We start from the raw sequence: 24,738 nt of genomic DNA, 5'->3' as shown, positions 1-24,738 counted from the left end.
CCAGGGCGCGCGCAAGCCGCACGTCATGCAAGGAGCCCCACCACCAATGCTTCGGCATGCCGACCCCAGACTTGAGGCCATGCCGCCGCTTTTTTTCACGTTTCTTTACTGGATCAACTTGAGTACCGACTGGGGCAGCTGATTGGCCTGGGCCACCATCGCCGTGCCGGCCTGCTGCAGGATCTGCGTGCGGCTCAGGTTGGCGGTTTCGGCGGCGAAGTCCGCATCCATGATGCGCGAGCGCGAGGCAGCCGTATTTTCCGCTGCGACCTGCAGGTTGGCAATCACGGCTTCGAAGCGGTTCTGGGCTGCGCCGAAGGTGGCTCGGGTGTTGTTGACCTGGTCCAGGGCCTTGTCGATCGCGTCCATCGAATTGCGTGCGGCTGCGGCATTGGTGCTGCCATCGGCCAATGACCCAAGCGCTCCATTCAGCGTCGCAACCGAACCGGCCGCAGTGGTCACGCCCAGGCCCCCACTTGTGGTTGCTGCAGCCAGGTTCACAGCATCCAACTGGATCTGATTGTCAGATCCGGTATTCGCACCGACCTGGAATACGGCGGCAGCACTGGTGTTCAGCAGTTGGCGGCCATTGAACTGCGTGCTGGAGACCACGCGTGCGATTTCCTGTGCCAGCTGCTTGTACTCCTTGTCCAACGAAGTTCGGTCATTGCATCCGTTGGTATCGTTGGCTGCCTGCACGGCCAGCTCACGCATGCGCTGGAGATTTTCACCGATCTTGCTCAATGCGCCTTCGGCCGTCTGCGCCATGGAAATGCCGTCATTGGCATTGCGCATGGCCACATTCATGCCTCGCACCTGGGCGTTCATGCGCTCGGCGATCGCCAGACCCGCCGCATCATCCTTTGCACTGTTCACACGCAGACCCGAGGACAGGCGCTGCATGGTGGTGGACAGTGAGGACTGCGATGTGTTGAGGTTGCGTTGCGCGTTCAGCGAAATGAGATTGGTATTGATGGTGGATGCCATGTGGCAACTCCTCGTTAGGCATGGACAATGGCTAGCCGCTCCGTGACCATAGGCCACCGAACGTCAGACAGCACGCCAGACACCGCCTAGCTCCGCCAATCTGATGCCATGCATTGTCCCGACGAGGCATGAGCCCAAAGCAGCGATAAAAACGGGCATCCCCCCCCAATTCGCGTCATTCCACCGCTCCCGCCTGGTTACTCTAGGTGCGCACTTTCACCTCCCGCGCCCAGACGCGCTCAACACATGACCCGAACCCTTTTGCACGTTGGATGTGGCCCGCAGCGCAAGTCCTCCACCTCCCCCGGCTTCCAGAGCGATGACTGGCAGGAACTGCGCCTGGACATTGATGCACGCGTGGAGCCAGACCTCATCGGCACGATGACGAACATGTCCGCCGTGGCGGATGCCTCCATTGATGCCATCTACTCCAGCCACAACATCGAACACCTGTATCCGCACGAAGTTCCGCTTGCCCTTGCCGAGTTCCGGCGCGTACTCAAACCCGATGGTTTCGCCATCATCACCTGTCCCGACCTGCAGTCGGTCTGCGCACTGGTGGCGAAGGGCCAACTGACCGACCCGGCCTATATTTCGCCGGCCGGTCCCATCAGCCCGCTGGACATCCTATATGGCCTGCGCACCTCCATGGCCCAGGGCAATCTCTACATGTCGCACCGCTGCGGCTTCACGGACAAGACCATGAACGACACCTTGCGCGCCGCAGGCTTTCCGATCGTGGCGTCCGTGGCACGTCCCGAGTCCTATGACATCTGGGCCATCGCCAGCAACAGCCCGCGCGACGAGGATGAGATCCGAGCGCTCGCCAGCCAGTACTTCCGCCTGTAACACTGGCGCCCATGCAAAAAGCCCGGCCAGGCCGGGCTTTTTGCATTTTCGGCATGCCGCAGCGGTGCGGCCTGCCTTCTTCAGCGCAGCAGCGCCAGCACGCCCTGGGGCAACTGGTTGGCCTGGGCCACCATGGCGGTGCCGGCCTGTTGCAGGATCTGGGCGCGGCTCAGGTTCGAGGTTTCACCGGCGAAGTCGGCATCCATGATCCGGCCACGGGCTGCGGCGGTGTTCTCCGATGCCACCTGCAGGTTGGCGATCGTGGCTTCGAAGCGGTTTTGCGCCGCGCCGTAGTCGGCGCGCATGCCGTTGATGTTGTCCAGCGCCGTGTCGATGGCAGTGACCTGGGCCAGAGCTGCGGATTCGACCGTGCCCAGCGTGGCGGTGGAAGCGCTCAGGCTGGTCAGGCTGGTGGCCGAATTCACGGTCACGGCGATCTGATTGTCCGCTGCGGTGTTCGCACCCACCTGGAAGGTGAAGTTTGCGTTGGCGTTCAGCAGCTTCTTGCCGTTGAACTCCGTGTTGTCGGTAATGCGGCCGATTTCAGCGGCCAGCGCCTTGTATTCCTTGTCCAGGGCCGTGCGATCCTTGGTGCCGTTGGTGCCGTTGGCCGCTTGCACACCCAGTTCGCGCATGCGCTGCAGGTTTTCGGTGATCTTGCCCAGCGCACCTTCAGCCGTCTGGGCCAGCGAGATGCCGTCGTTGGCATTGCGTGCCGCCACATTCATGCCCTTGACCTGGGCATTCATGCGCTCTGCAATCGCCAGGCCTGCCGCGTCGTCCTTGGCGCTGTTCACACGCAGGCCGGAAGACAGACGCTGCATGGTGGTGGACAGCAGGCCCTGGGTGGTGCTCAGATTGCGCTGGGCATTGAGCGATTGCATGTTGGTGTTGATGGTCATGGCCATGGTGGCAGCTCCTCAGTTAAATCTGTATGAAACCAGGGTCACCGCAACCGGCGTCCCGCATTTTGCGAGACGGGCGGCGTCAACCCTATCAACCTACCATCAGCGGCTTGCATCATTCCAGATATCGCAAGAGCTGCTGGAGGGGCTCAGGATGTTTCATCCATCTGCTGACTGGGTTTTCGGCGCAGCCTGATACGACTTGAGACCTTTTTATGCGTTTGCATGTATCTCGCCCGACCTGAAACCCAGTGGGCCGACGCTGCAATGGCGATGCGACAGGACGCGGATCCGATGACATGCGAACCCAAGGTTTCTTGCGGGCTGCCAATGAGAAAAGGCAGCGTGCTCGCACACGCTGCCTTGGCCAGAAGGAGGCAATAGCAGCCGCCACTGCAATACGGTTCAACCTCCTGCCGGCGGACGCAGGGGTACTGCGATCAGCGCAGCAGAGCCAGCACGCCCTGGGGCAGCTGGTTGGCCTGGGCCACCATGGCGGTGCCGGCCTGTTGCAGGATCTGGGCACGGCTCAGGTTCGAGGTTTCACCGGCGAAGTCGGCATCCATGATGCGGCCACGGGCTGCGGCGGTGTTCTCCGATGCCACCTGCAGGTTGGCGATCGTGGCTTCGAAGCGGTTTTGCGCCGCGCCGTAGTCGGCACGGATGCCGTTGACGTTGTCCAGGGCCGTGTCGATGGCGGCCATCTGTGTACGGGCGGCGGCTTCATCGACACCCAGGGTGGCCGTGGAAGCATTCAGGCCCGTCAGCGTCGGAGCCGATGCGACCACCGCGATCTGGTTGTCAGCAGCCGTGTTCGCACCCACCTGGAAGGTGAAGGTTGCCGCGGCATTGAGCAGCTTCTTGCCGTTGAATTCCGTGTTGTCGGTGATGCGACCGATTTCTGCGGCCAGCGCCTTGAACTCCTTGTCCAGGGCCGTGCGGTCCTTGGAGCCGTTGGTGCCGTTGGCCGATTGCACGGCCAGTTCACGCATGCGCTGCAGGTTTTCGGTGACCTTGCCCAGGGCGCCTTCAGCCGTCTGGGCCAGCGAGATGCCGTCGTTGGCATTGCGCGCCGCCACGTTCATGCCCTTGACCTGGGCGTTCATGCGCTCGGCGATGGCCAGGCCGGCTGCATCGTCCTTGGCGCTGTTCACACGCAGGCCGGAAGACAGGCGCTGCATGGTGGTGGACAGCAGGCCCTGGGTGGTGCTCAGATTGCGCTGGGCATTGAGCGATTGCATGTTGGTGTTGATGGTCATGGCCATGGCGGCAACTCCTCAGTGAAATCCGTATGAAACCCGGGCGGCCATCACACTTCGACGTGATGCTGGCGACACCGGCCCAATCAAAACCGCCTGGGGCTTAGCCTTTTGGCGGAACTCAAGATGTTTTGTTCCATCTGCTGAGTGGGTTTTCGACGGGTCCCGGGAGGACTTGAGGTTTTTTTTGGATTTTTTCTGCCACTACCGACCACGGTCGCTGCTGCACCGCAGCATGGATCCATGAATCGCTGCCGGCCTGCCGCCAGACCGGCAGATCAGAGCCCGAGAGAGGGCAATGGATCCATCTGCAGATCGTCGTAGCTCACCCGCAGGTCGGCGGCCTCCTGGCCATGGCACCAACGCTCCCACGCCCGGCGCAGGCCCAGGGCCACGGACTGGGCCACGATATCGGCCTGGCGCAACTCCAGTGGCCCCAAGGCTTCACGCAATGCCCCGCGCACCTGCGCCAGCCTCGGCAGATTGTCCGACCAATATGCCGCCAGCCGAAGCAGGCCATCGACATCCCTGGCCGCGAAATCGTCCGCCAGGCCGACACGGGCCATGACTTCTGCGGACTGGCGTCCACACAGCAGCTCACCCATCAGCGTCAGGGTGGGAACCCCCATCCACAGCGCATGGTTGGTGACCACGCCTCCGGTGAAGGGGAAGGTGTCCAGGCAGATGTCGATGTCATGGTGGGCCTTCAGATAGCCGTCGAAATCCGTGCGCGCGGCGAATCGCACGCGCTGCAGATCGATGCCGGCGTCTTGCAGCCACTCAAGCAGATGGGGCGGAGGTCCCGAGGGTTCGCAGGCACCAATCACCAGTTTCGCCGTCGGCAAGGATTCAAGCACCAGCCCCCAGACCTGCACCACTTCCCGATTGACCTTGACGAGCCGATTGAACGACCCGAACGTCAGATGGCCATTGCGCAATGCGGGCAATGGCGCCACCGGCTCGGCATGGATGCCGCCGTCGAACACGTAGGCCAGCGGCACGCGCAGAATATTTTCGGTCAGTTGCTCCCTGATGGCCTGCCCATCCAGGAGCTGGTCGCTGAGAATGATGTAGTCCATGGTGTCCAGGCCCGTTCCCCCCGGATTGCCGATCCAGGTCAGTTGCACAGGCGCGGGCCGGCGTGCGAAGACTTCGAGCCGGTGCCCCTTGGTATGGCCGCTGAGGTCGATCAGAATGTCGATGCCATCGTCGTGCACCATTTTTGCCAGCGCATCGTCAGGCATGTCCTGGACACCGCGCCATTGCGGGAGCAGCTCCATGAACTCCCGGGTGACCTCGTCGTAGAGATCGTTGTTGCAATACGCGATGCACTCCAGATCCTTGCGTTTTGCGAGCTCGCGCATGGTCGGCAGGAAGAACTTGGCCGCGGCGTGGCCCCGCAGATCCGCGGACACGAGTCCGATGCGCAGCACTTTTCCGGGATCTCTCTCGTTTTGGTGCTCTGGAGGGATGCGGCTGCCATGCAGGCGCCGCATCAGTTGGCCGAAAGCGCGGCAAGATTGCCCCACCTGCGCCGCACTCGCATGGGGAGAATGCAATTGCGTCAACAGGCGTGCACTGTGCCCTCCCATGCTGTTCGGATGCTTGAGCAGCATCTCGTCATAGCTGGCCATCGCCTGCCCGACATCGCCACGCCGGCCCCAGTACAAGGCCTGTATGTACATCAGGTCGTGATCGCCGGGAAGATGCCGCAAAGAGTTCTCCAGAGCCGCGGCCAGCCCCGCCAAATCCAGTCGCTCCAGCAGGACCAGGCAGCGCAGACGATGGCCGCGCGGATTGTCGGGGGTCTCCTGCAGCATGGTTTCAAGCACTTCCAGCGCCTGGTCCCAACGCTCCTGGGCGTACAGCACATAGGCCAGGTCGGAGCGCGCGAGCATGCGCTCGGCTTCATTGCCGCACAACGCCAGGGCACGCTGCAGCACCGTTTCGCGCTCGGCCAGCCTGGCGCCATCGCCGGCCAGGGCCAGGCTCAGTCCCACCAGGGCAAGGAACATGTCGGGCTCCAACTGCAGCGCCTGGCGGTAGGCCATCTCTGCCTGCAGATTCCAGCCCAGCTTGCGCATCCAGTCGCCACAGGCCAGATACATCTTCGCATTCAGCGCTTGCTGCGGCAGCATGGCCAGGAACTGGCCGCACAGCTGGGTCTGCTTGCCTGCATACAGCGCGTTGACCAGATGCATCTGCATCATGGCCTGGGTATCGGAGTCAGGGGCCAGCAGCATGGCCTGGACCAACCGTGGGTAGGACTCCTCGACCCGGCCCTGGGCCAGCAGGGCATGGCCGAGGAGCTCATGGGCCTTGCAGGAATCGGGCCGCAGCGCGACAGCCCGTCGCAGCGCGGGCTCGGCCTGCACGGGTGCCTTGCGCTCCAGATGGATCTCGCCGGCCAGCATGAACATGTCCGCATCCTCGGGCAACTGGGCGATGGCCCGGTCGGCGGCCTCCAGTGCGGCGGCATGCGCCCCGCGTTCGAGTTCCATGTTGATCTTGGCCTGCCACAGCAGCGGGCTGCGGCCATGGGCTCGCAGTGCCTTGGCAAGCAGCTCGTCTGCCTGATGGAAGTCGCGGGCCTGCAGCAACCGTGTCAACGACTTCAGCAGTTGCGCCGGTACAGGCTGCGCTTCAGGCCGGAGCGCGGCAGAGGCTGGCGGCACATCCAGGCTTGCAGCCTGCGCCTCCAGGAACTCGACGGCCTCCAGGCCCTGGGTCAGCGCGATGTCCTTTTCCAGCTGTTCCAGCGCGATCTGCTGCATGCCCCTGGTCCGCGCCAGCTCGATCAGCGAGCGTGCCATGTCGACCAGCCCCTCGCGGATCAGCATGTTGATGTAGGTGCGCCAGTAGGAGAAAGCCCGGGGCTGCTCCCCGATCGCCGCCTCCAGGAACGGCAATGCCTCGCTGCTTCGCAGCATGTGCTGGCCCAGCAGCAGCCCCATGCCATACAGCGCCTGATGGTCTGCCGGCTCCTGCCTCAGGGCCTGGGCGTAGGCCTGCCGGGCGGCTTCGAATTTCCACTGGTCATGCAGCTTCAGCGCCTGCTGCAAATGGTTGGCATCGGTCATCGGATTTCAGAATGTGGTCAAGCACAGGCAGGCTCCTGCCCCGTGCAAATGGCGGTATCGTGCCCCGAAAAGCCTGGATGCAGAGCGCGGATGAGCGCCGCCGACGCCCTGCTGTTCGCACCATCCGCCCACGGCCATGCCGGCCCCTGCTCAGGTGGAAAAATGCTTTCTCAGCCAACCGATCTCATGGTCCCAGCTGAACGGCTGCTTTTGCTGGAGAAGATGGACCCGGGGATACCAAGGGGTCTCGCCGCCCCGGATCCTCCAGCGCCAGTTGGGAAGGCAAGGAATCAGCGCATGGGTCTCCACCCCCATGGCCCCCGCCAGGTGCAGGGCGGTGTTGTCGATGGTCAGCACGCCATCGCACTGGGCGATCAGGGCGGACATGCCCGCCATGTCCGAAAAGCAGTCCACCGGGTCGATCAGCTCGAACCCTGCCTTTCTGATGATCTCGATGTCCTGCGCGGGTGCCAGGTACTGCAGGTTGACCAGGCCATGGCGCTCGGCGTCGAACGCGGCAAGCAGGCTGTCCATGGCAATGGAGCGCTGCGGCCCGCTTTCCTCATTCATGCTCAGCCAGCTGATGCCCACATACTTGCGCCCCTTCTGCCGGGCCCAGGCGGCCTGCTCGCAGAGCACAGGCTCCATGACCTGGGAGCGCAACTGCGGCTCGTTGACCTGGGCGTGGAAAAGACGGAGCAACCCACCCAGGGGCAGTTGGGCATCGAAATGCTTCAGCGCATCCTTTGCAGTGCCCCTTGGAATAAACCGCAAGCTGGGGAAATTTCTTTCATAGAGCGCCAGCAGGCGCCTATCGCATTCGATACAGAAGTCGCAGCCGTAGGTCTTCAGGAGCCCGAAGAACCGGGAAAACATGATCTCATCCCCAAGACCTTGCTCCGCCCATATCAACACCCTCTTCCCGCTGTCCTCCCCACTCCACTCAGCCAGGCGTCCAAAGGTGTGCACAGCCTCCTCGTCCAGCCTGTTGACATAGTTGCTGGATCCCTTTTCCAGATCACCCGATGACAGCTGAGCCAGTGACAGATGGAAGGCGGACTTTCGTCCGCCGCCATGGTCCACAGATTTCTGATAGAACTGGGTGCTTTGCTCGAAATTCATCTGCTCGTCAAGAATCCTTCCCATGTAAAACAGACTTGCAGCATGGTCCGGATCCAGCTCCAGCGTCGATTTCAAGGCCATCTCGGCGATATCGAACCTCCTGAATCGTGCGCAGTACATGGCGAGAGCATGATAGATCTTCGGCACTTCGGGATGCTGTGCAATCAAAGCTATATGCTGCTCCACGACCCTGTCAAAGCTCTGCGTTCCGGCAATTTTCAAGAGATGATCAAAACTTTCCGCCAGCATCGTCATTTTGCAAAATCCAGGATGGTGATTTCATTACCAAGCTGGTAGTCCAGCTCAAAAGCCTCTTTATTGGGAATGTTCTGATAGTCCAGCAGCTTGAATCCGCAGGCATTGGCCTCACGGACATACCCCGCCAGATCACGATAGATGCAGCCATCCTGGCGAACATGGTTCCAGCGCGCATCCATGATGCCCACGATGCTGAAAGCAGCCTGGGGCAGCTGTGCCAGCAGTTGGCCGAGCTGCGCCTGATTCAATCGGCCCAGGGACTGCACGGGCAGCACGATGTGGGCATCGCCAGCAACGGCAAGCGCATCGCGCCAATGTGCGGCCTGATGCAATACCCGCTGCGTTCCCACTTCGACGAACTGCCATCCCGCTGCATCGACCCATTGCAACTCGGCTACCTGCCGAGCCGCAAAGCGGTTACCAACGAACTCCGCCACGGACCAGCCACAAGGCTCCTGCGCAGGAGCAAACGCCAACTTTGCAGCGACCTGCCGGCAGGCCACGGTGCCGTGCTCATGAAACCCCGGACGCAGCTCAAGAGGAGACAGCAGATAGTTGCTGGCGTTCACCATCTCGAAGACTCGGTGGATGCGGTAGCCGCTTTGCCCTGTCCAGGCAAAAAAGCGTCCCTTGAGCCGATTCGCCACCTCGACCATGATCATCGGGCGATCGCGTTCGATCAGCTTGCGGGCACCCGCGAGCACATCGAGCTCCATCCCCTCCACATCGATCTTCAGCAAGTCAACCTGCGCATCCGGCAAAAGAGCGTCCAGGCTGTTGATTTCGATATCCCCCTGGCCCTGCTCCCTGATCCGGCTCGCACCCTGATTGGACAGATCGAAATGCTCCAGCTGCGCCCGCCCCGGGGCGCTTCCGATGGCCGTGGTGTCCACCAGATAACGGGAAGGATCGATGCCATTGATCTCGAAGTTGCGCTGCAACTGCATGGCCGTGCTTTGCACGGGCTCGAAGCAGTGCACCATGGCCGCATCCGCAATGCAGCTCCAGAACAGCGCATGGTTGCCTATATTGCTCCCCACGTCGATCACGCGGGGATTCATAGGAAGGAGATAGAGCGTCTCGATCAACTCCTTGGTCTCGAAGAATATCTCATGGGCCAGATAGTTCTGAATGTGATCCAGGGGATTGCTGAGCTGGAACTTGGCCACTCGCCCCGCCAGCGGCACATCCACCAGCACCTCATTGTCCAGGCAGAACTGCGTGAAGACCTGATTCACGGCAAGACGCCAATCCTCACTCGATGCGGAACGCGGGCCCGTGGAACTTTGTCCGCGCACATTGAAGAACAGCGGCTGCCCGATCTTCGTGCAGCAATGGCGGCCCCAGATCTGCAGGTAGTACTTGAAGTCCTCGCCGCAATCCATTTCTTCATCGAATGGATTTTCCATGGCAACCGCTGTCCGGACAAAGTGCCCCATTTGCAGGGTGAGGAAGGGATCGTTCTTCAGTATTTGCTCGATATCCGATATCGGAGCAATCTGGTCCGGCCTGCGCAGCGTATGCTGTCCATCAGGACTTGATTCATGGATCTCGCCCCACACCGCATCATGGCCCGGCAAGAATCCGGCGACCGCCTCAAAGGCTTGCGGGTGCATCAGGTCATCTGCATCGAGAAAGAAGATCCAGTCCGCCGCCATGCGCCCGGCCTGCCCGACAGCCAGGTTGCGGGCCCGGGACCGCCCCAGCCCGCCGGAGTCATCCTGGCAAAGGACCTCCACGACATCGAACGCGCCCATGCCGTGTCCCACGGCCTGTTGCACGGAAGCCTTGGCACGCAAGGCCAGCTTTTCGTGCCCGGGGCCGACCGGAATCACCACGCAGCATCTCATTTTTTAAATCATCCCGTCTTCGTTTTTCACAGCGCAAACGCACCTGGACAGGGGCCTGTTCGGCTGTCCTCCACCAACGTGTAGCACCAGAGGATCCTGCGAAACGCTCCACCATCGCCTCGGGCTTGAGCAAGCACAGCGTACAAATGCCTTGATCCTGCGACCAAACCGAACGCGGCAAATGCCGGATAAGCAGGAGAAACACCCACCACCTCCCCACCACCTCCCAAAAGCCCACGCCGAGCGGGGTGCGATATCCGTGCACCTCCAGCGCTGCAAGGACTGACACAGACGGGGACACCCGCACAAGCAGCAGGGGAACTGACGCGACTTTCGCAGTCAGTTTCATCGTTCACGACCCCAGTGCCTCTGCGAAAATTCATCAGGCTCCGTGCCTTCATAGAGCATGCACAAGGCAAACTGCTCTTCAAGAATCTACTGCTTGCCCAAGCGTGTAACCACACTCAGGAATCGTACTCGTGCCCAACATTGACCAATTCATCGAAAGCTTTCAGACCGCCGTGGACTTCCAGGAGGCCGTGGAAGTCACGCCCGAGACCGAACTCAGGAGCCTGCCCGAGTGGGATTCACTGGCCGCCCTGGGCGTAATCGTCATGTTCGACGTCGAGTTCGGCAAGACCATCACCGGCGACGATCTCAAGAACTGCACGACCATCAGCGACCTCCACAAACTGTTGGGCTGATCACCATGGCGCGATCCACGTTACATAATGTCCGTCTTGCGGGAGTCGCCAGTTGCGTGCCCAGGAATGTGCTCGACAATCTTCTCGATTGCCCTCCCGCGCAGCGCTCCGAGCGCGAACGACTGGTCCGCAACATCGGAATTCAGACACGTCGTATATGCCCACAGTGGCAATGCTTCTCTGACCTGGCAGCCACGGCGACGGAGAAGCTGCTTGACGAGCTGCAGTGGAATCGCGATGAGATCGATGCCCTGATTGTCGTTACACAGTCTCCTGACTACCTGATTCCCTCCACCGCCATCATCCTTCAGGATCGGCTGGGCCTGCCTCAGACTGCGATCGCGTTCGATGTGAACCTCGGCTGCTCTGGCTATCCATTCGGCTTGCATCTGCTGGGAAGCATGATCGCCGCGGGTGGCGTAAAAAAAGGACTTTTGTTGGTCGGGGACAAGTCTGCCAATATCAACGACCCTCTCTTCTCCGATGCTGGTACGGCTACGGCCTTGGAGTTTGACCCGGATGCCAGCCCGATGTACTTCGATCTCAACAGCGACGGCAGCGGCTATAAGGCGATCATGAAGCCGGTAGGCGGGCATCGCGAGCCTTTTGCAGCCTATCACTGCATACCCCAGCGCACCGACGATGGAAAGCTCCAGCTGCCTACCGATCTCGTTCTGGATGGTCCTGCTGTCCTGAGCTTTTCGACACAGCGCATACCACCTGCGGTAGTCAACACCTTGGAATATGCTGGCCTGGAAAAAGATGAGATCGACTATTTTGTTTTTCACCAGGCAAACCGAATGATCAACGAGACCATACGGAAAAAACTCGCGCTGCCCGTTGAAAAAGTCCCCAGCACGCTTGCAAACTATGGCAACACCAGCGGTGCAACCCTGCCTGTGACAATGACCCATTGCCTGCATGAGGTCCTGCCCCGGAAACATCACAAAGTCCTGTTAAGTGGCTTCGGAATCGGCTTGTCCTGGGGGACTTGCATTGTCGATATTGACGGCGCTTGCTTTCCTTCCATGCTGGAGGCATGAATATGAGCTCACCAATCACCAACCCCTTTTCGCTGGACGGTAAGCATATCCTTGTCACCGGAGCCAGCTCGGGAATAGGGCAATCCATCGCGCTTTCTGCAGCGCACATGGGAGCCACCATCACGGCGCTTGGACGGGATACGGCGCGCCTGGATGAGACGCTGGCCAGCCTGCGGGCCATCTCGGCCTCAGACCATCGCACCATCAGCGCCGACCTGACCCAAGAGGAAGGTGTGGAGACAGTCTTTAAGGCATTGACAACCCCTTTGAACGGAGTTGTCCATGCTGCAGGTATTTCTCGCCTGTCACCCTTCCGTCAAATGACACTTGCGCACTTGAGAGAGGTGCAGTCAATCAACGTCGAAGCCCCTCTTTTGTTGACACAGGGTATTCTTCGCCGCAACCTGATTGCACCAGCTGGATCCATTCTTTTCATATCATCCATTGCTGCCCATATTGGTGTACCTGGTGTGGGAGCCTATTCAGGCAGCAAAGCCGCCTTGATAGCGGCCACGCGCTGCCTGGCAATGGAAGTGGCGAAAAGAAAAATTCGATCCAACTGCCTGTCACCTTCGCTGGTGGCGACCCCTCTCTTCGACCTCGCCATGCAGACGGCAGGCTCGGACTCTATGGCCAAGCAAGAAGCCAATCATCCGCTCGGCTTCGGAAAACCAGAGGACGTGGCGAACGCCGCGATCTTCATGCTCTCCGATGCCAGCCGATGGATCACTGGAACCACCTTGGTCATGGATGGCGGCCTGACCATCAGCTGATTTTCCTCATGGATATGCAACCTGCTGACATGCGCCGTTCACTTCTAATTGTTGGGGCAGGCGGTTTCGGACGTGAAGTTCTGAGTTACATCGAGGATGACAACCCACTTTTCAAAGTCAAAGGGTTTCTGGACAGTCGTTCCCATGCACTCGACGCGACACCACGTGACGTGCCCATCATCGATAGTCCATTGAATTACACACCGGCGTCCAACGACGTTTTTCTGGCGGCACTGGGTGATCCGCATCAACGCTTCAAATACACGGAAGCACTGCGCAATGTCCACAATGCAGATTTTGCCACCGTCGTACATCCTCGCGCCCACATCAATCGTCACGCCCATTTACGACATGGCTGCATCATTACGCCGCACGTAGGAATTTCGGTCGATGTGCAGATCGGAGAATTCTCTCACATCCAAGAATACACCGTCATAGGCCATGATGCTCAAATAGGCAGTTGGTGCCAAATCAACAGTCATTGCACGATCGCCGGAGGTGCCCGCATTGGTGATTTCGTCACCATTCATCCCAACAGCGTCATCACCAGCAGAGCCGTTATTGGTGATGGAGTCACGGTTGGCCCTGGCAGCGTTGTCATTGGAAAGATACCCGCAGGCATTACCGTGCTTGGCAATCCGGCGCGACGATTCTCCTTCCGTTGAATTGAACATACTGAATCATGCTCAAAGCAGGCCAGTCTCCAGTAATTTCCAGAAACCGACAACATTTCATGCCCATTGCGCAGGCACATTTTTCAGCCAGAAGAAAGTCCACGTCAAATGCATTTCTCATGCCATGATGCCTGGGCGGATCAAGAATTTTCATGACGCCCGGTAGAAAAGCGTGTGTAGCGTCAACATCATGCGATTCATCCAGACTACTGGAACCCACCCCCAATAGATCATTGCAATGCAGTTTTTCTTGACATTGCACAGTTCTTTGATACTTTCCCACGAACACATCTCTGTCTGCATCAGAATAATTGCTACATCTTCGGTGCCATCCTGTACGCAATATATTTCACAGGCAGGTTTCTTTTGGAAAGTCCCGCATGAATACCTCCACTGAATCTCTTTCTTACCGCATACATCCACGGGCTTACTGGTCTCCCGAGCAGCGCACCCAGGAATTACTCCATCTTTTCCCCCATGTCTGGTTATTTGCCGGATTAATGCTGGAATTACAGGAAAAAATGCATTACGGAGTGCGCCTGGGGGAGACCGAACTGCTCCTGCAGCGCGACGCACAAGGCAATCCACGCGCTTTCCTCAATGTCTGCAGCCATCGCCACGCCAAGCTATGTGAACCGGGTCTGCACAAAGGCCCCGTGCGTTGCCCCTACCATAGCTGGGTATTTGATCGCCAAGGCATCCCCACTGGTATTCCGCAAAAAAAAGCATTTCCCATGGTGATGGCCGACCCTGAAAAGTTTCGCCTAAAAGAGTTCCCCTGCGCGGCCGTGGGCCAATTCATCTTCGTACGACTCTCCCCTCAGGGCCCATCTTTGCAGGAATACCTGGGAAATCAATACGATTTTCTTGAGCATGCGAGTTTAGGCATGAATGGTGTACTGGATGAATTTCAAGAGGATGTGGCGGCCAACTGGAAAATAGTTATTGAGAATTCACTGGAGGGCTATCATATCCCTGCAGTACACAACCGTACTTTCGGACAGATAGATGGCATGAGTCGTGAAGAGCAGGCTCCCACCTTTTTTCTGGATGATCCTTTGCATAGCCACCTGGAGCATTCGGCGAATTCCGACTGGGTGACCCGCTTCGCCCGCATGGGCAAAAAGATAGGGCAGTGGCCATGGCGCTTCGAGCATTACACACATCATTTGATCTTCCCCAACCTCACCGTCACATCGTTCATGGGCTACAGCTTCCATATACAGCGCTTCGACCCTATTTCCACCAATCGTACGCATGTGCACTCACGCACTCTGGGCGTCCATTTCACCAATGCAACCGAGGTAGGATGCAAGATGATGGAGCGCATCCACGCCGATGGTCATTCTTTTACCCGGAAGGTATTTATAGAGGATGGCGATATCTGTGGGAAAATACAGAAAGGCGTCGAGCAAGCAACCCAGTATGCAGTTCTTGGCCAGGGAATAGAAGACCGTGTGGCTCATTTTCAAAAATCCTATCAATCCCTTATGACCAGAGAGCCCACCAAATACAGCCATACTGAAAATAACTAGATCAAAAATCACCATGTCGATATGCGAAATCAAAATCTCCAACATCTCATATTGATATAAATTTCCCTCGAAAATCAATCCTACCCTCAAGCCATGATCTACGGTCTTATTCCAATAGGTGGCCAAGGAAGCCGACTAGGCTTACCCTACTCCAAAGAGATGCTTCCGCAAAAGAACTATGGATTCTACAATCCTGTATCCAACCATCTCGTGCAGAAAATGCTGTTTGCCGGAGCGGAAAAGATCGTTTTCATACATGGGAAAAACTTCAAACAGGATGTCACTTCATTCTATTCAGATGACCAGAAATTTCTCCACATAGAACAAAAAGAACTTGGATTTGCACAAATCCTGAGAGATTTTTACATCAATGTTCGACCGCAAGATAACGATCAGTGCCTATTTGGCTTGCCAGACAGCATCTTCGATGGCAATCCCTATATGGAGATGCTGGGTCACCCTGGAATATGCGCGGGGCTGTTCACGACCTCCGACGGAACCAAGGTAGATCGTCTGACATTATGCGGAACGAGATTTGAAGTCAAATCACCGAAAACCGACAATAATTCGGACCGCTTCTGGGGCGTCATAAAATTTGACGGAAGAAATCTGAGGCAGTTTCATGAAGACGATATCTTCAAGAAAACCCAGGAAATTGGGGAGATCATAAATATCTACGGCTTCAGTCGAACACATGAGAACAACTATATCGACATCGGAACCTGGGAAAATTACAACAAATATCTCTCCAAGACGAGTATTTCCACAGACTGCGAAATAGAAAAGAAATACATAGCCAACGATGTGGATGAGGGTTCCTTTATTGAGATATTCTCAAAAAACAAGGAATTCACGTACGAACACGTCAATTCCGCAGACTACTATTTCTCACCAACCAATGAGAAAATAGAATTCATCAGATATCGAGAGCAACCACCAGGTGCAACTTTTCCTTCTGATATAACGATCAAGGACTCCAATCCAAACTCCTTGAATCGCTTTGAGCTGGTCGTCCAGCTGGCCCAGGGAACAAAAACGCAGTCGGTACTGACCTTCCTCAATCTCGTTGCATCTCACTTCGATTTCAAGATACAAAAGAACTGCCACATCTTTACATCAAATGAGGCCGTTCTCGTGCTGTACAGCTTCACTGTACGCAACAAAACGATCAAGCTGATCGAAATTGAACTGTTGCAAGCGGATTTCAATATCCTTGCAAAATTCGAAAATCTGCTCAGCAGCCTTAATGGCTTCAGTGTAGCCAACCACGTAAACAAATCGAAGTACAAAATGGTCAAAGAGATGATTCATGACGCCTCACAATGAAGCCAATCCCGGGGACTATGCAGAAACGGTTCTCATGCCTGGAGATCCTTTACGCGCTGCATACATCGCTCAGAATTTTTTCGAGAACCCGAAACAGGTCAATGGCATAAGAAATTGCCTGGGATTCACTGGGCACTACAAGGGTCATCGGATATCAACCCAGGCATCTGGAATGGGGCAACCCAGCCTTGGCATATATGCAACCGAGCTATTTGATATTTACGGCGTAAAGCAAATCATCCGCATAGGCACTTGCGGAAGCTTTCAGCCAGAAATTTCAATCGGCGACCTGATAGTACCCATGAGTGCATCCAGCGATAGCCATCTTGGCATCAATGGCTGCCATATCTCTCCCTGCTGCAGTCATGAATTGCTGAACAAGTTTATGCTCGCAGCCTCCAACTACCCCTATCGCATTCACGCAGGATCTTTTTTCGCCTCCGACAATTTTTACAATATCCAACCGGATTGGTGGCATATATATAGAGATGCAAATATACTTGGCGTCGACATGGAAACCTATTACCTCTATTTGCTGGCCATGATTCGAAAACGCCACGCGCTCACCGTCAATATAGTCGCCGATAATTTCAACAATGAAGAGAAAATGAGTACGCAGTCACGCGTCAAGCTATCAAGGCAATCCGTGCAAATAGTTCTTGATGCGCTGTTCCCTGTTTAAAATCACCTAAAATGGCAATACTTCATGGCGGGCTATCAAGAATAGCCATCAGATATCCGAACATCGATGCAGACAACATAAAAATTGTCGCCTGGGGAGCAGGACAGCTCTTCAGAGACCTCTATCCACTAGCGGGGATAACTGCAGAATATACGATTTGCCCAACCTCAGAAAATCAAGGGAAGATCATTCATGATCTGGAAGTGAAGTCCCCTGAATTTCTAAAAGAAAACGAGGATCCTGAAAATATTCTCATCTTAATATTTTCTGCATCCTTTGTTGAAGTAACACATCAGATCGGGAATCTCGGAAAATTCCGCTCAATCCCCGCAATAGAATATGGGATGCAAAGCAATGATATTGTCGATGAGCTCTTGCTACTTCAGAAAAACATTCATCTGGTTCCCCCCAGAAAGGAACACTTTTCCGAAATAGGATTCTTTACTCAAGGCCCTATATTCCCATTTACAGAGCTTGCACTTGCATACCAGAGATACCACTACCCCAATGACTACCATTGCTTCGCCACGGATGCTGGACAGTCGCCAGAAGCACTAAGCAGGTGCGCAAGATGGGTCGATGAGATCATCGAGGTCCCTCTGCCCGAGTTCCCGGGCCCTCTTCGACGAAACTACATGATCCGTACTGCCAGGGCAGGTGCTGAGAATATACAAAGAAAAGGCATAAAATACTCCGTCAGGCTGAGAAGCGGCAATGTTGCGATTGGCAATGTAAGAAAATACATCCAAAACACATTCGGCCATCATGGAAACTACCATCCCGGCAGAATTGGTTTTCACATGGGGTGGACCATGCGAAACATACCATTTCAAATATCGGAAGCATTCATGATAGCGAGAGCCGATGAGATGGCCATGCTGTGGAGCATTGATGAGGACCAGCGTCAGGACAACGATCCCAGCCTCTCATTTTCACCAGAGATGCATTTTTCGGAGCTTGCGCGATCAACGAACGAGAATTATGTATGGTCCAACTATGCCAAGAAGATTGGCCTGCCTCACTCAACAATTGAAGACCACCTTCAATTCATGAGAGAAAAATTGGTTCCCCTGGAACCAGAGCTGACTACATATTCCCTGAAATACACCCCACTCTTTGGCATGGAATTTGATAGCAACATCAATCCCGACAAGGATTGGTGGGACAATCTGGTCAACAACTCAGGCCATACAAACCATAGGGTTCTTGAAATAATCAAGAGAAACACCAGCATGGCCGAATACTATGCCAGAAAAGCAGGCTAACACTCTCCCGAGCATTCTATCCATGCCCGTCGAGCAGCATGCCTTATCAGCTCCTTCTGATTGAGGTTCATGCCCAGGAAAAATGGCAGCCCCAGCAAAGTCCGCGCCAATGAGCGAGCGCAGTCCGTATTCAGCGTAATGACAGACGACATTAATGCAGGCATATCTTGCAACAACGGCTGGTACCAGCGCCGGACCATGATCCTGTCTTGATTGCAGCAACGCTCAAGCGCGACCCGGAATCTCTCGCTTGGCAAGCGGACGCACAATAACGAAGGGGCTTGCAGCCCGCCTGCCACCCCAGGCATCTGCCATGTCAATCGCTGATCACAGGCCTCATCCAGTGCATTGACAAGCTCTGACTGAAGCAATCGTCGTTGATATGCATGGTCTTTCCATATCTGCAGCGATGCAAGACAAATAGCTGCATGATATTCGCTGAGTTTGGCGTTAGATCCTACGCTGGCCAAAGCGCCCACCGGCAGGCCCGAGGCTGGATCCAGGTTGATCCCGAAGTTTGACAGCTGGCGCACGCGGGCAGCCAGGCCAGGTCGGGTGGATACAACCAGTCCTCCCTCACCTGCCGGTAAACTCTTGGTGGCATGCATGCTGAAAACCAGTGTCCCCTGCGCACCCTGCAACCACTGGCTGCCATATGCCGCAGCCGCATCAACGACCACAGGCAGCCCCGTCTCCTGCTCAAACAGTTGCCATGCCTGCATATCATGGGGCATGCCAAAAGTCGCAACAGGCAGTACTGCATCGATATGCGTCTCCGTACAGGCTGCTCTGGCGATCTCGGGCGTGAGCATCCAGGTATTCGAATCCACATCCGCCAGCACTGGTATGTGACCTGCTCGCACCACGGCGGTGGCAGTCGCCACAAAGGTGAATGCCGGCAGGAGTACGCGGGAGCCACGAGGCATATCCAGTGCCGACAGCACCAGCTCCAAGCCAAGCGTCGCATTGGTCACAGTGGTCAGTTCATCCACAGGAATGGCAAAGAGCTGCGCAAACTCTGCCTCCAATTCACGCACAAGCGGACCAAAGTTCGAATAGTGCCGAGCCGCATGCATTCGCTCCAGCCAAGGCATCAGCACTTGCGGGGATGGCATATCGGGCACCAGCAGCGGCACCCAGTCGGAACCTGTGATGTCTCCGCTCATGCGAGCGCGTCCGCATCCACCAGCAGGGCCTCGAGGTCAGCAGTGACCGCGAGCGTGTGCCTGCTGCCGCGCAACCAGTTGAGCCACATGATGCGAAATGACTTTTCCAACTCCTGTGTACGGGCTGGATAGTCCATGAGCACGCTGCGCTCCAGACTGGGGCGCGCAGTCAGCCGGTAGTGCCGGAGGCGATCCACGTCATCCATGAGCCGCAGCGCGGTCCGGGTATAGCCGTCTATGCTGCAAGCCACATCCTCCCCGAACCCCAGGCCCTGCAGTGCGCGTGCAGTAGACGCATCCACGGCCCTCTCCGCGTCCAGTGCCACGATAGGCAGCCCCATCCATAGTGCATGCAGCGTCGTCGTCCCCCCCGAGACCGGCGATGTATCCAGCGCCACGTCGGCGATGTGGCCCAGCTCCATGAAGCGGTCCAGCGGCTGCTCGTGCATGACCGAGACCCGGTCCAGCGGCATGCCTGCCGCCTCCACGCGCGGCTGCATGTGGGCCTGCGCCGCATCCGGGTCTTGCTCCTTGACCATGATGATCAGACGCGCGTCCTGGCGCTCCTGAAGAATGCGCGCCCAGACTGCCAGCATCTCGTCTGTCAGCTTGGCTGAGTTGTTCAGGGAAATCAGCGTGGGATAGCCGTTGCGAACCATCGGCGGCTCTTCGCACAGCGGCGAATACTCCGGAGGGGCATAGCTGGCCATGCAGGCAAGCTGGAACAGGCTTTCCGAGTAATAGGGCGCATGACCGGCCGGTGCGATGCCTGCATCGACCAGCCGGTAGTCCATCGCCTTCATCCCCAGCGTGTGCATATAGCCCAGCCAGGTCACCTGTACGGGCGCCGCACGGCGCGCGAAGACCGCCAGGCGCTGGCCCATGGTGAATCCCGACAGGTCCACCAGCACGTCGATGCCGTCCGCGCGGATCTGTTCGTAGAGCTGGTCGTCGGATTGATCGACCGCATCGTGCCAATGCGGTACCAGGGCACGCAGCTTCTCAGTCATCTGGTCGGGGCGGCCGCTGGAATAGACGTGAATCTCGACGTTTTCCGGATTGTGGTGGGTCAGCACGGGTTGCATGAAAAAGGCTACCGAGTGCTGGCGAAAGTCCGCCGTCACATAGCCGACCTTGAGCTTCTTGCGCGGATTGCGGTCACGCGGCGGCAGGGGCCTGGCATCGCGTGTCAGCGGGTCGGCAAAGCGCCGCCCCCAGTCGCACGCCACTTCCAGTGACTTCAGCGGATCGCTGCTGGTGTGAGCGTGGATGTAGGCACGCGTCATCCAATGCTGGTTGACATGCTTGGCATGGCGGCAGGCATCATCGATCAGACCACAGGCTTGCTTCTTGCGGCCTGTGTTGAACATGGCCAACGCCAGCAGGCGCTGCGCATCAGGCATGCGAGGCTCAATCTCCAGAGCGGCCTGCAGCGCTTCGATGGCCTGAGGCCAGATGTTCATGCGCACATAGACGAAACCGACATGCAGCCAGACCTTGGAGTTGCGCTCCCCTGTTGCCAGCAACCTCGCCAGGCCCGAGAGGGCTTCGAGGAACTGGGCGCGATCAATCATTGCCCGGATGTTGGCCAGTTCGCTGTCGAGGTCGGAAAGCCGCGGTGTGGGGGTGGCGAGGATTGAAGATGGCATGGCGGTGGAACGAGGCAGGCAGCAAGTCGTACAGCTTGCGCGCGCTATGACACAAAGGATAAAGCTGTGCCTACTATCCTCGCACGGGCCGCATTCAATCCACCATTAAGCACACCCCTCGCAAGACACAAGCAGGGACTGCTTCACGGGCCTTTTCCGACTTTCAAGGCATGGCGTAGCCTGTATGCCCGGGCGTCGGGACTCTCAAGTATCGATATCCGTGGCCGATAGCTTGACAAGCCATGGATTCGTCGATGGCCGCCACCCCGCCACGGCCCAGTGTCAAAACAAGCGCGCATTTCCAAGCCAGTTCCGACTTTTCCATCGGGACACCTCTGACAGAATCCACTCCCATGCTTGTCATCATCGGATACATCGTCGCCTTCGGTTGCATCTTCGGCACCTATGTGCTGCACGGGGGCAACGTCCAGGTCATTCTCAAGGCCCTGCCCTTCGAGATGGTGACCATCGGCGGTGGCGCCATCGGCGCCTTCATCGTGTGCAACCAGCCCAAGGTGCTCAAGGCCACGGCCAAGGCCATCCCCGGCGTGATGAAGAGTTCGCGCTACACCAAGGCCCGCTTCATGGAGCTGATGGCCCTGCTGTACGAGATTCTGCAAAAGGCCCGCAAGGAGGGCCTGATGTCCATCGAAAGCGATGTGGAGTCTCCCAACGAGTCGCCCATCTTCACCAAGTACCCCGAGCTGCTGGCCGACCACCATGTGGTGGAGTTCCTGACCGACTACCTGCGCATGATGGTGTCGGGCAACCTCAACTCCCACGAGATCGAGTCGCTGATGGACAGCGAGATCGAGGCGCATCACGCCGAAGCGCATGCCCCGGTCAATGCGTTGACCCGCCTGGCCGGCGCCCTGCCCGCCTTCGGGATTATTGCGGCCGTGCTGGGTGTGGTGAACACCATGGGCTCGGTGGGCCAGCCGCCTTCCGTGCTGGGCGGCATGATCGCCTCGGCCCTGGTCGGTACCTTCCTGGGCATTTTGCTGGCCTATGCGCTGGTGGAGCCCATGGCCGGCTTGGTGGAGCAGCGCGCCCAGGATGCCGCCAAGGAACTGGAGTGCATCAAGACCACCTTGCTGGCAAGCATGCAGGGCTACAACCCCGCCACGGCCATCGAGTTCGGCCGCAAGGTGCTGTTCTCCACCGAACGTCCCGGGTTCCTGGAACTGGAAACCCACGTCAAGGGCAAGAAGTAATCCTGCGTCCAGCAGCGTCAAGCCATGGCAGAGAAAAAGCTACAGCCGATCATCATCAAGCGCGTCAAGAAGACTGCGCATGCGCCCCACGGCGGCGCCTGGAAGATCGCCTACGCCGACTTCGTGACCGCGATGATGGCCTTCTTCCTGCTGATGTGGCTGCTGGGCTCCACGGCCAAGGGCGAGCTGCAGGGCATTGCGGCGTATTTTTCCTCGCCGCTGAAGGTGGCGATGGCCGGCGGGGATGGCGCGGGCAACAGCTCCAGCGTGATTCCCGGCGGCGGCAACGACCTGGCCAAGGTGCACGGCCAGGTGCGGCGCTCGGAGGCGGCGGACAGCTCCAACCGGCGTACCAGCGTCGATGCGGGCCGCGCCGATCAGGCCCAGGTGGATTCCAACCGCATCAAGGCGCTCAAGGCCAAGGTGGACGCCATGATCACCAGCAATGCGCGCCTCAACGAATTCCGCTCGCAGATCCGCACCGACGTCACGCCTGACGGCCTGCAGATCCAGATCGTGGACGAGCAAAACCGCCCCATGTTCGACAGCGGCAGCGCCCTGGTCAAACCGTATATGCGCGACATCCTGCGCGAAGTGGGCGCAGCCCTGGCGGGCGCGGAAAACCGCATCAGCCTGTCCGGCCACACCGATGCCGCCCCCTACGGCAATGCCGACCGCGGCTACAGCAACTGGGAGCTGTCATCCGACCGGGCCAACGCCTCGCGCCGCGAGCTGGTGGCCGCCGGCATGCCGCTGAACCAGCTGGCACGCATCACGGGCCTGGCCAGCAGCGATCTGCTGCTGCCCGACGATCCGCGCGCACCCCAGAACCGGCGCATCACCATTACCGTGCTCACGCAGGAGGCCGAAAAGCGCCTGCTGGGCCACCGTGGGCCCGTGACACGCAACGCTTTGCCGCCGTCATTGGCCGGCGGCAATGGCGGCACCGCGAATGCAGCCACGGCCGAACCCACGGCCGGCGAGACCGCTGCGCAGCCCGCCGCCACCGCGCCCGCAGCCGCCCCCTCGGCGCCCGCGTCACCTGATCGTGTAACAAATTAAGGTTTGCGCCCGATGCTGCCGAAAAGCAGGAAAATTCCCACATTACGCCAAGAAGGTTTCATATTGTTACCATCGCGGCGGATTCTTACCAGTACCGAGCACCTACCGACCGAAAGGGCCTCACGTGGCTAATGCCCTGCGTTTTTTGATCGTTGACGACTTCTCCACCATGCGGCGCATCGTGCGCAATCTGCTCAAGGAGAGCGGCTTTCCCGAAGCCGATGAAGCCGAAGACGGCGTCGTGGCACTGCACAAGCTGCGCAACAGCAAGTTCGATTTCGTGGTGACGGACATCAACATGCCCAACATGAACGGCTTCCAGCTGCTCACCGAAATCAAGCAGGACGACAAACTCAAGCACCTTCCCGTGCTGATGGTGACGGCCGAGGCACGCAAGGAGGACATCGTGGCAGCGGCCCAGGGCGGCGCGGCAGGCTACATCGTCAAGCCCTTCACCAAGGCCACGCTGGAAGAGAAAGTCAACCTGATCCTCAAAAAGCTGGGCCTGTAGGGCACGCGCCATGAGCAACCCGGATGTCCCCGACAGCGTCCACTACAAGGTAGGCGTTCTCACGCGCCAGCTGCATGACTCGCTCAACGAGTTGGGCTATGCGGACCGATTGCGCGGCAGCATGGGAGAGCTGCCGGATGCGCAAAGCCGCCTTTCCTACATTGCGCGGCTGACCGGAGAGGCCGCGGAGAAGGTCCTCAACCGTGTCGAGCTGGCCAAGAGCCAGCAGGACCGGCTGGCCGAGCGCGTGCGCGCCATGAGGGCACAGATGGTCGAGGACCCCGTGGCGGCCGTGGCCAAGGGCCGGGTGATGAACTTCCTGGAGGAAGTCGAGCAGGGCACGCAGCAGGCCGACGAGCACCTCACCGAGATCATGATGTCCCAGGACTTCCACGATCTCACGGGCCAGGTCATCGCCCGCGTGGTCTCGCTGGCCGCCGATCTGGAGGACCAGCTGGTGCAGTTGCTCATCCAGACCTCGCCCAACCCGCAGCAGACGGCGCTGGAGCCCCTGGAAAAACCCAAGGAGCACCTCGCCGGCCCCGTGGTCGATCCCGAGAAGACGCCCGACGTGGTGACTTCGCAGTCCCAGGTGGACGATCTCCTGGCCAGCCTGGGATTCTGATCACCCCGGGGGGCGCCCGGCGCCTCCCCTCTCATTGCAGGGAAGCCTCTTTCGCTTGGGCGCAAGGGGCTGACTGCCATCTTCGCGGCGCCCTTGCACCATGCGGCTGCCGCTCCTCCCCTTGTGCAGACAGCACATAAGCGCCGCTTGAGCCCCGCTTATCGGGGCTTCGCCTGCCTGGCTTGTTCCGACAATGACG

Annotated in this window: 21 protein-coding genes; 13 read left to right on the top strand and 8 right to left on the bottom strand. The window is 58.3% G+C overall.

The genetic code is table 11. The annotated features are described in order from the left end of the window. Nucleotides 1-105: 105 nt before the first annotated feature. Nucleotides 106-987: a flagellin domain-containing protein gene (locus tag ACFPFG_RS21305; protein ID WP_183020825.1), complete on the bottom strand. Its 882-nt coding sequence runs from the start codon at nucleotides 985-987 to the stop codon at nucleotides 106-108. Nucleotides 988-1,233: 246 nt separating this feature from the next. Between ACFPFG_RS21305 and ACFPFG_RS21300 the strand changes: the two genes are divergently transcribed. Next, nucleotides 1,234-1,836: a class I SAM-dependent methyltransferase gene (locus tag ACFPFG_RS21300; protein ID WP_183020824.1), complete on the top strand. Its 603-nt coding sequence runs from the start codon at nucleotides 1,234-1,236 to the stop codon at nucleotides 1,834-1,836. A gap of 80 nt (nucleotides 1,837-1,916) precedes the next feature. Here the strand turns inward: ACFPFG_RS21300 and ACFPFG_RS21295 are convergent, their stop codons facing one another. The 5 genes from ACFPFG_RS21295 to ACFPFG_RS21275 all read right to left on the bottom strand — a co-directional run bounded on the left by ACFPFG_RS21295 (nucleotide 1,917) and on the right by ACFPFG_RS21275 (nucleotide 10,298). After that, nucleotides 1,917-2,744: a flagellin domain-containing protein gene (locus ACFPFG_RS21295; protein WP_183020823.1), complete on the bottom strand. Its 828-nt coding sequence runs from the start codon at nucleotides 2,742-2,744 to the stop codon at nucleotides 1,917-1,919. A gap of 437 nt (nucleotides 2,745-3,181) precedes the next feature. Next, nucleotides 3,182-4,006 (bottom strand): flagellin domain-containing protein, encoded by an 825-nt coding sequence (locus tag ACFPFG_RS21290; protein ID WP_183020822.1) that lies wholly within the window; start codon nucleotides 4,004-4,006, stop codon nucleotides 3,182-3,184. Nucleotides 4,007-4,278: 272 nt separating this feature from the next. Beyond that, nucleotides 4,279-7,080 (bottom strand): O-linked N-acetylglucosamine transferase family protein, encoded by a 2,802-nt coding sequence (locus ACFPFG_RS21285; RefSeq protein WP_183020821.1) that lies wholly within the window; start codon nucleotides 7,078-7,080, stop codon nucleotides 4,279-4,281. A 150-nt stretch (nucleotides 7,081-7,230) separates the two neighbouring features. Continuing rightward, entirely contained in the window at nucleotides 7,231-8,457 is a 1,227-nt protein-coding gene (locus tag ACFPFG_RS21280) for a hypothetical protein (protein WP_380108163.1), read from the bottom strand. Then, nucleotides 8,454-10,298: an FkbM family methyltransferase gene (locus tag ACFPFG_RS21275; RefSeq protein ID WP_380108161.1), complete on the bottom strand. Its 1,845-nt coding sequence runs from the start codon at nucleotides 10,296-10,298 to the stop codon at nucleotides 8,454-8,456. The genes ACFPFG_RS21280 and ACFPFG_RS21275 overlap by 4 nt, the downstream gene beginning before the upstream one ends. 491 nt (nucleotides 10,299-10,789) lie before the next feature. On the opposite strand from ACFPFG_RS21275, the gene ACFPFG_RS21270 reads away from it, so the two are divergent. The 8 genes from ACFPFG_RS21270 to ACFPFG_RS21235 all read left to right on the top strand — a co-directional run bounded on the left by ACFPFG_RS21270 (nucleotide 10,790) and on the right by ACFPFG_RS21235 (nucleotide 18,312). Then, nucleotides 10,790-11,014: an acyl carrier protein gene (locus ACFPFG_RS21270; protein ID WP_183020818.1), complete on the top strand. Its 225-nt coding sequence runs from the start codon at nucleotides 10,790-10,792 to the stop codon at nucleotides 11,012-11,014. Between the two features lie 68 nt (nucleotides 11,015-11,082). Continuing rightward, complete coding sequence (locus ACFPFG_RS21265; RefSeq protein WP_374622014.1) at nucleotides 11,083-12,057, top strand: ketoacyl-ACP synthase III; 975 nt, start codon at nucleotides 11,083-11,085, stop codon at nucleotides 12,055-12,057. A gap of 2 nt (nucleotides 12,058-12,059) precedes the next feature. After that, nucleotides 12,060-12,830: an SDR family NAD(P)-dependent oxidoreductase gene (locus ACFPFG_RS21260; RefSeq protein ID WP_312377121.1), complete on the top strand. Its 771-nt coding sequence runs from the start codon at nucleotides 12,060-12,062 to the stop codon at nucleotides 12,828-12,830. Nucleotides 12,831-12,838: 8 nt separating this feature from the next. Further along, nucleotides 12,839-13,495: a NeuD/PglB/VioB family sugar acetyltransferase gene (locus tag ACFPFG_RS21255; RefSeq protein WP_232245704.1), complete on the top strand. Its 657-nt coding sequence runs from the start codon at nucleotides 12,839-12,841 to the stop codon at nucleotides 13,493-13,495. 389 nt (nucleotides 13,496-13,884) lie between these two features. Next, on the top strand, nucleotides 13,885-15,039 hold the full coding sequence (locus ACFPFG_RS21250; protein WP_197954729.1) for an aromatic ring-hydroxylating oxygenase subunit alpha: 1,155 nt from the start codon (nucleotides 13,885-13,887) through the stop codon (nucleotides 15,037-15,039). A 93-nt stretch (nucleotides 15,040-15,132) separates the two neighbouring features. Next, the gene (locus ACFPFG_RS21245) at nucleotides 15,133-16,365 is read left to right on the top strand and encodes a glycosyltransferase family protein (protein WP_183020814.1); all 1,233 of its coding nucleotides are present in this window, start codon (nucleotides 15,133-15,135) and stop codon (nucleotides 16,363-16,365) included. Further along, the gene (locus tag ACFPFG_RS21240) at nucleotides 16,349-17,047 is read left to right on the top strand and encodes a purine-nucleoside phosphorylase (RefSeq protein WP_380108158.1); all 699 of its coding nucleotides are present in this window, start codon (nucleotides 16,349-16,351) and stop codon (nucleotides 17,045-17,047) included. Before ACFPFG_RS21245 ends, ACFPFG_RS21240 begins: the two co-directional genes overlap by 17 nt. 11 nt (nucleotides 17,048-17,058) lie before the next feature. Further along, nucleotides 17,059-18,312, top strand: a complete 1,254-nt coding sequence (locus tag ACFPFG_RS21235; RefSeq protein WP_197954725.1) for a hypothetical protein — start codon at nucleotides 17,059-17,061, stop codon at nucleotides 18,310-18,312. Here ACFPFG_RS21235 and ACFPFG_RS21230 read toward each other — a convergent pair. Next, nucleotides 18,309-19,478 carry a DegT/DnrJ/EryC1/StrS family aminotransferase gene (locus ACFPFG_RS21230; RefSeq protein WP_183020811.1) on the bottom strand — a complete coding sequence of 390 codons (1,170 nt, stop codon included), beginning with the start codon at nucleotides 19,476-19,478 and terminating at the stop codon, nucleotides 18,309-18,311. The genes ACFPFG_RS21235 and ACFPFG_RS21230 overlap by 4 nt on opposite strands. Next, nucleotides 19,475-21,052 carry an O-linked N-acetylglucosamine transferase, SPINDLY family protein gene (locus ACFPFG_RS21225; protein ID WP_380108156.1) on the bottom strand — a complete coding sequence of 526 codons (1,578 nt, stop codon included), beginning with the start codon at nucleotides 21,050-21,052 and terminating at the stop codon, nucleotides 19,475-19,477. The genes ACFPFG_RS21230 and ACFPFG_RS21225 overlap by 4 nt, the downstream gene beginning before the upstream one ends. 428 nt (nucleotides 21,053-21,480) lie before the next feature. Here ACFPFG_RS21225 and motA point away from each other — a divergent pair, with 428 nt between their 5' ends. From motA to ACFPFG_RS21205, 4 genes are all read left to right on the top strand, one after another. Further along, the gene (gene motA, locus ACFPFG_RS21220; protein WP_183020809.1) at nucleotides 21,481-22,341 is read left to right on the top strand and encodes a flagellar motor stator protein MotA; all 861 of its coding nucleotides are present in this window, start codon (nucleotides 21,481-21,483) and stop codon (nucleotides 22,339-22,341) included. Between the two features lie 24 nt (nucleotides 22,342-22,365). Further along, a complete protein-coding gene (gene motB / locus ACFPFG_RS21215; RefSeq protein WP_183020808.1) occupies nucleotides 22,366-23,403 on the top strand; it encodes a flagellar motor protein MotB in 1,038 nt (345 codons plus the stop codon). Between the two features lie 124 nt (nucleotides 23,404-23,527). Beyond that, a complete protein-coding gene (cheY, locus tag ACFPFG_RS21210) occupies nucleotides 23,528-23,914 on the top strand; it encodes a chemotaxis response regulator CheY (protein WP_012202534.1) in 387 nt (128 codons plus the stop codon). A gap of 10 nt (nucleotides 23,915-23,924) precedes the next feature. Next, complete coding sequence (locus ACFPFG_RS21205) at nucleotides 23,925-24,539, top strand: protein phosphatase CheZ (protein ID WP_183020807.1); 615 nt, start codon at nucleotides 23,925-23,927, stop codon at nucleotides 24,537-24,539. The last annotated feature ends 199 nt before the right edge of the window (nucleotides 24,540-24,738 follow it).

The sequence above is a fragment of the Delftia deserti genome (assembly GCF_042653485.1).
GTDB classification, from domain to species: Bacteria; Pseudomonadota; Gammaproteobacteria; order Burkholderiales; family Burkholderiaceae_C; genus Comamonas; species Comamonas acidovorans.
The sequence above is the reverse complement of the archived record's forward strand: the minus strand, read 5'-3'. Positions and strand labels throughout refer to the sequence as shown.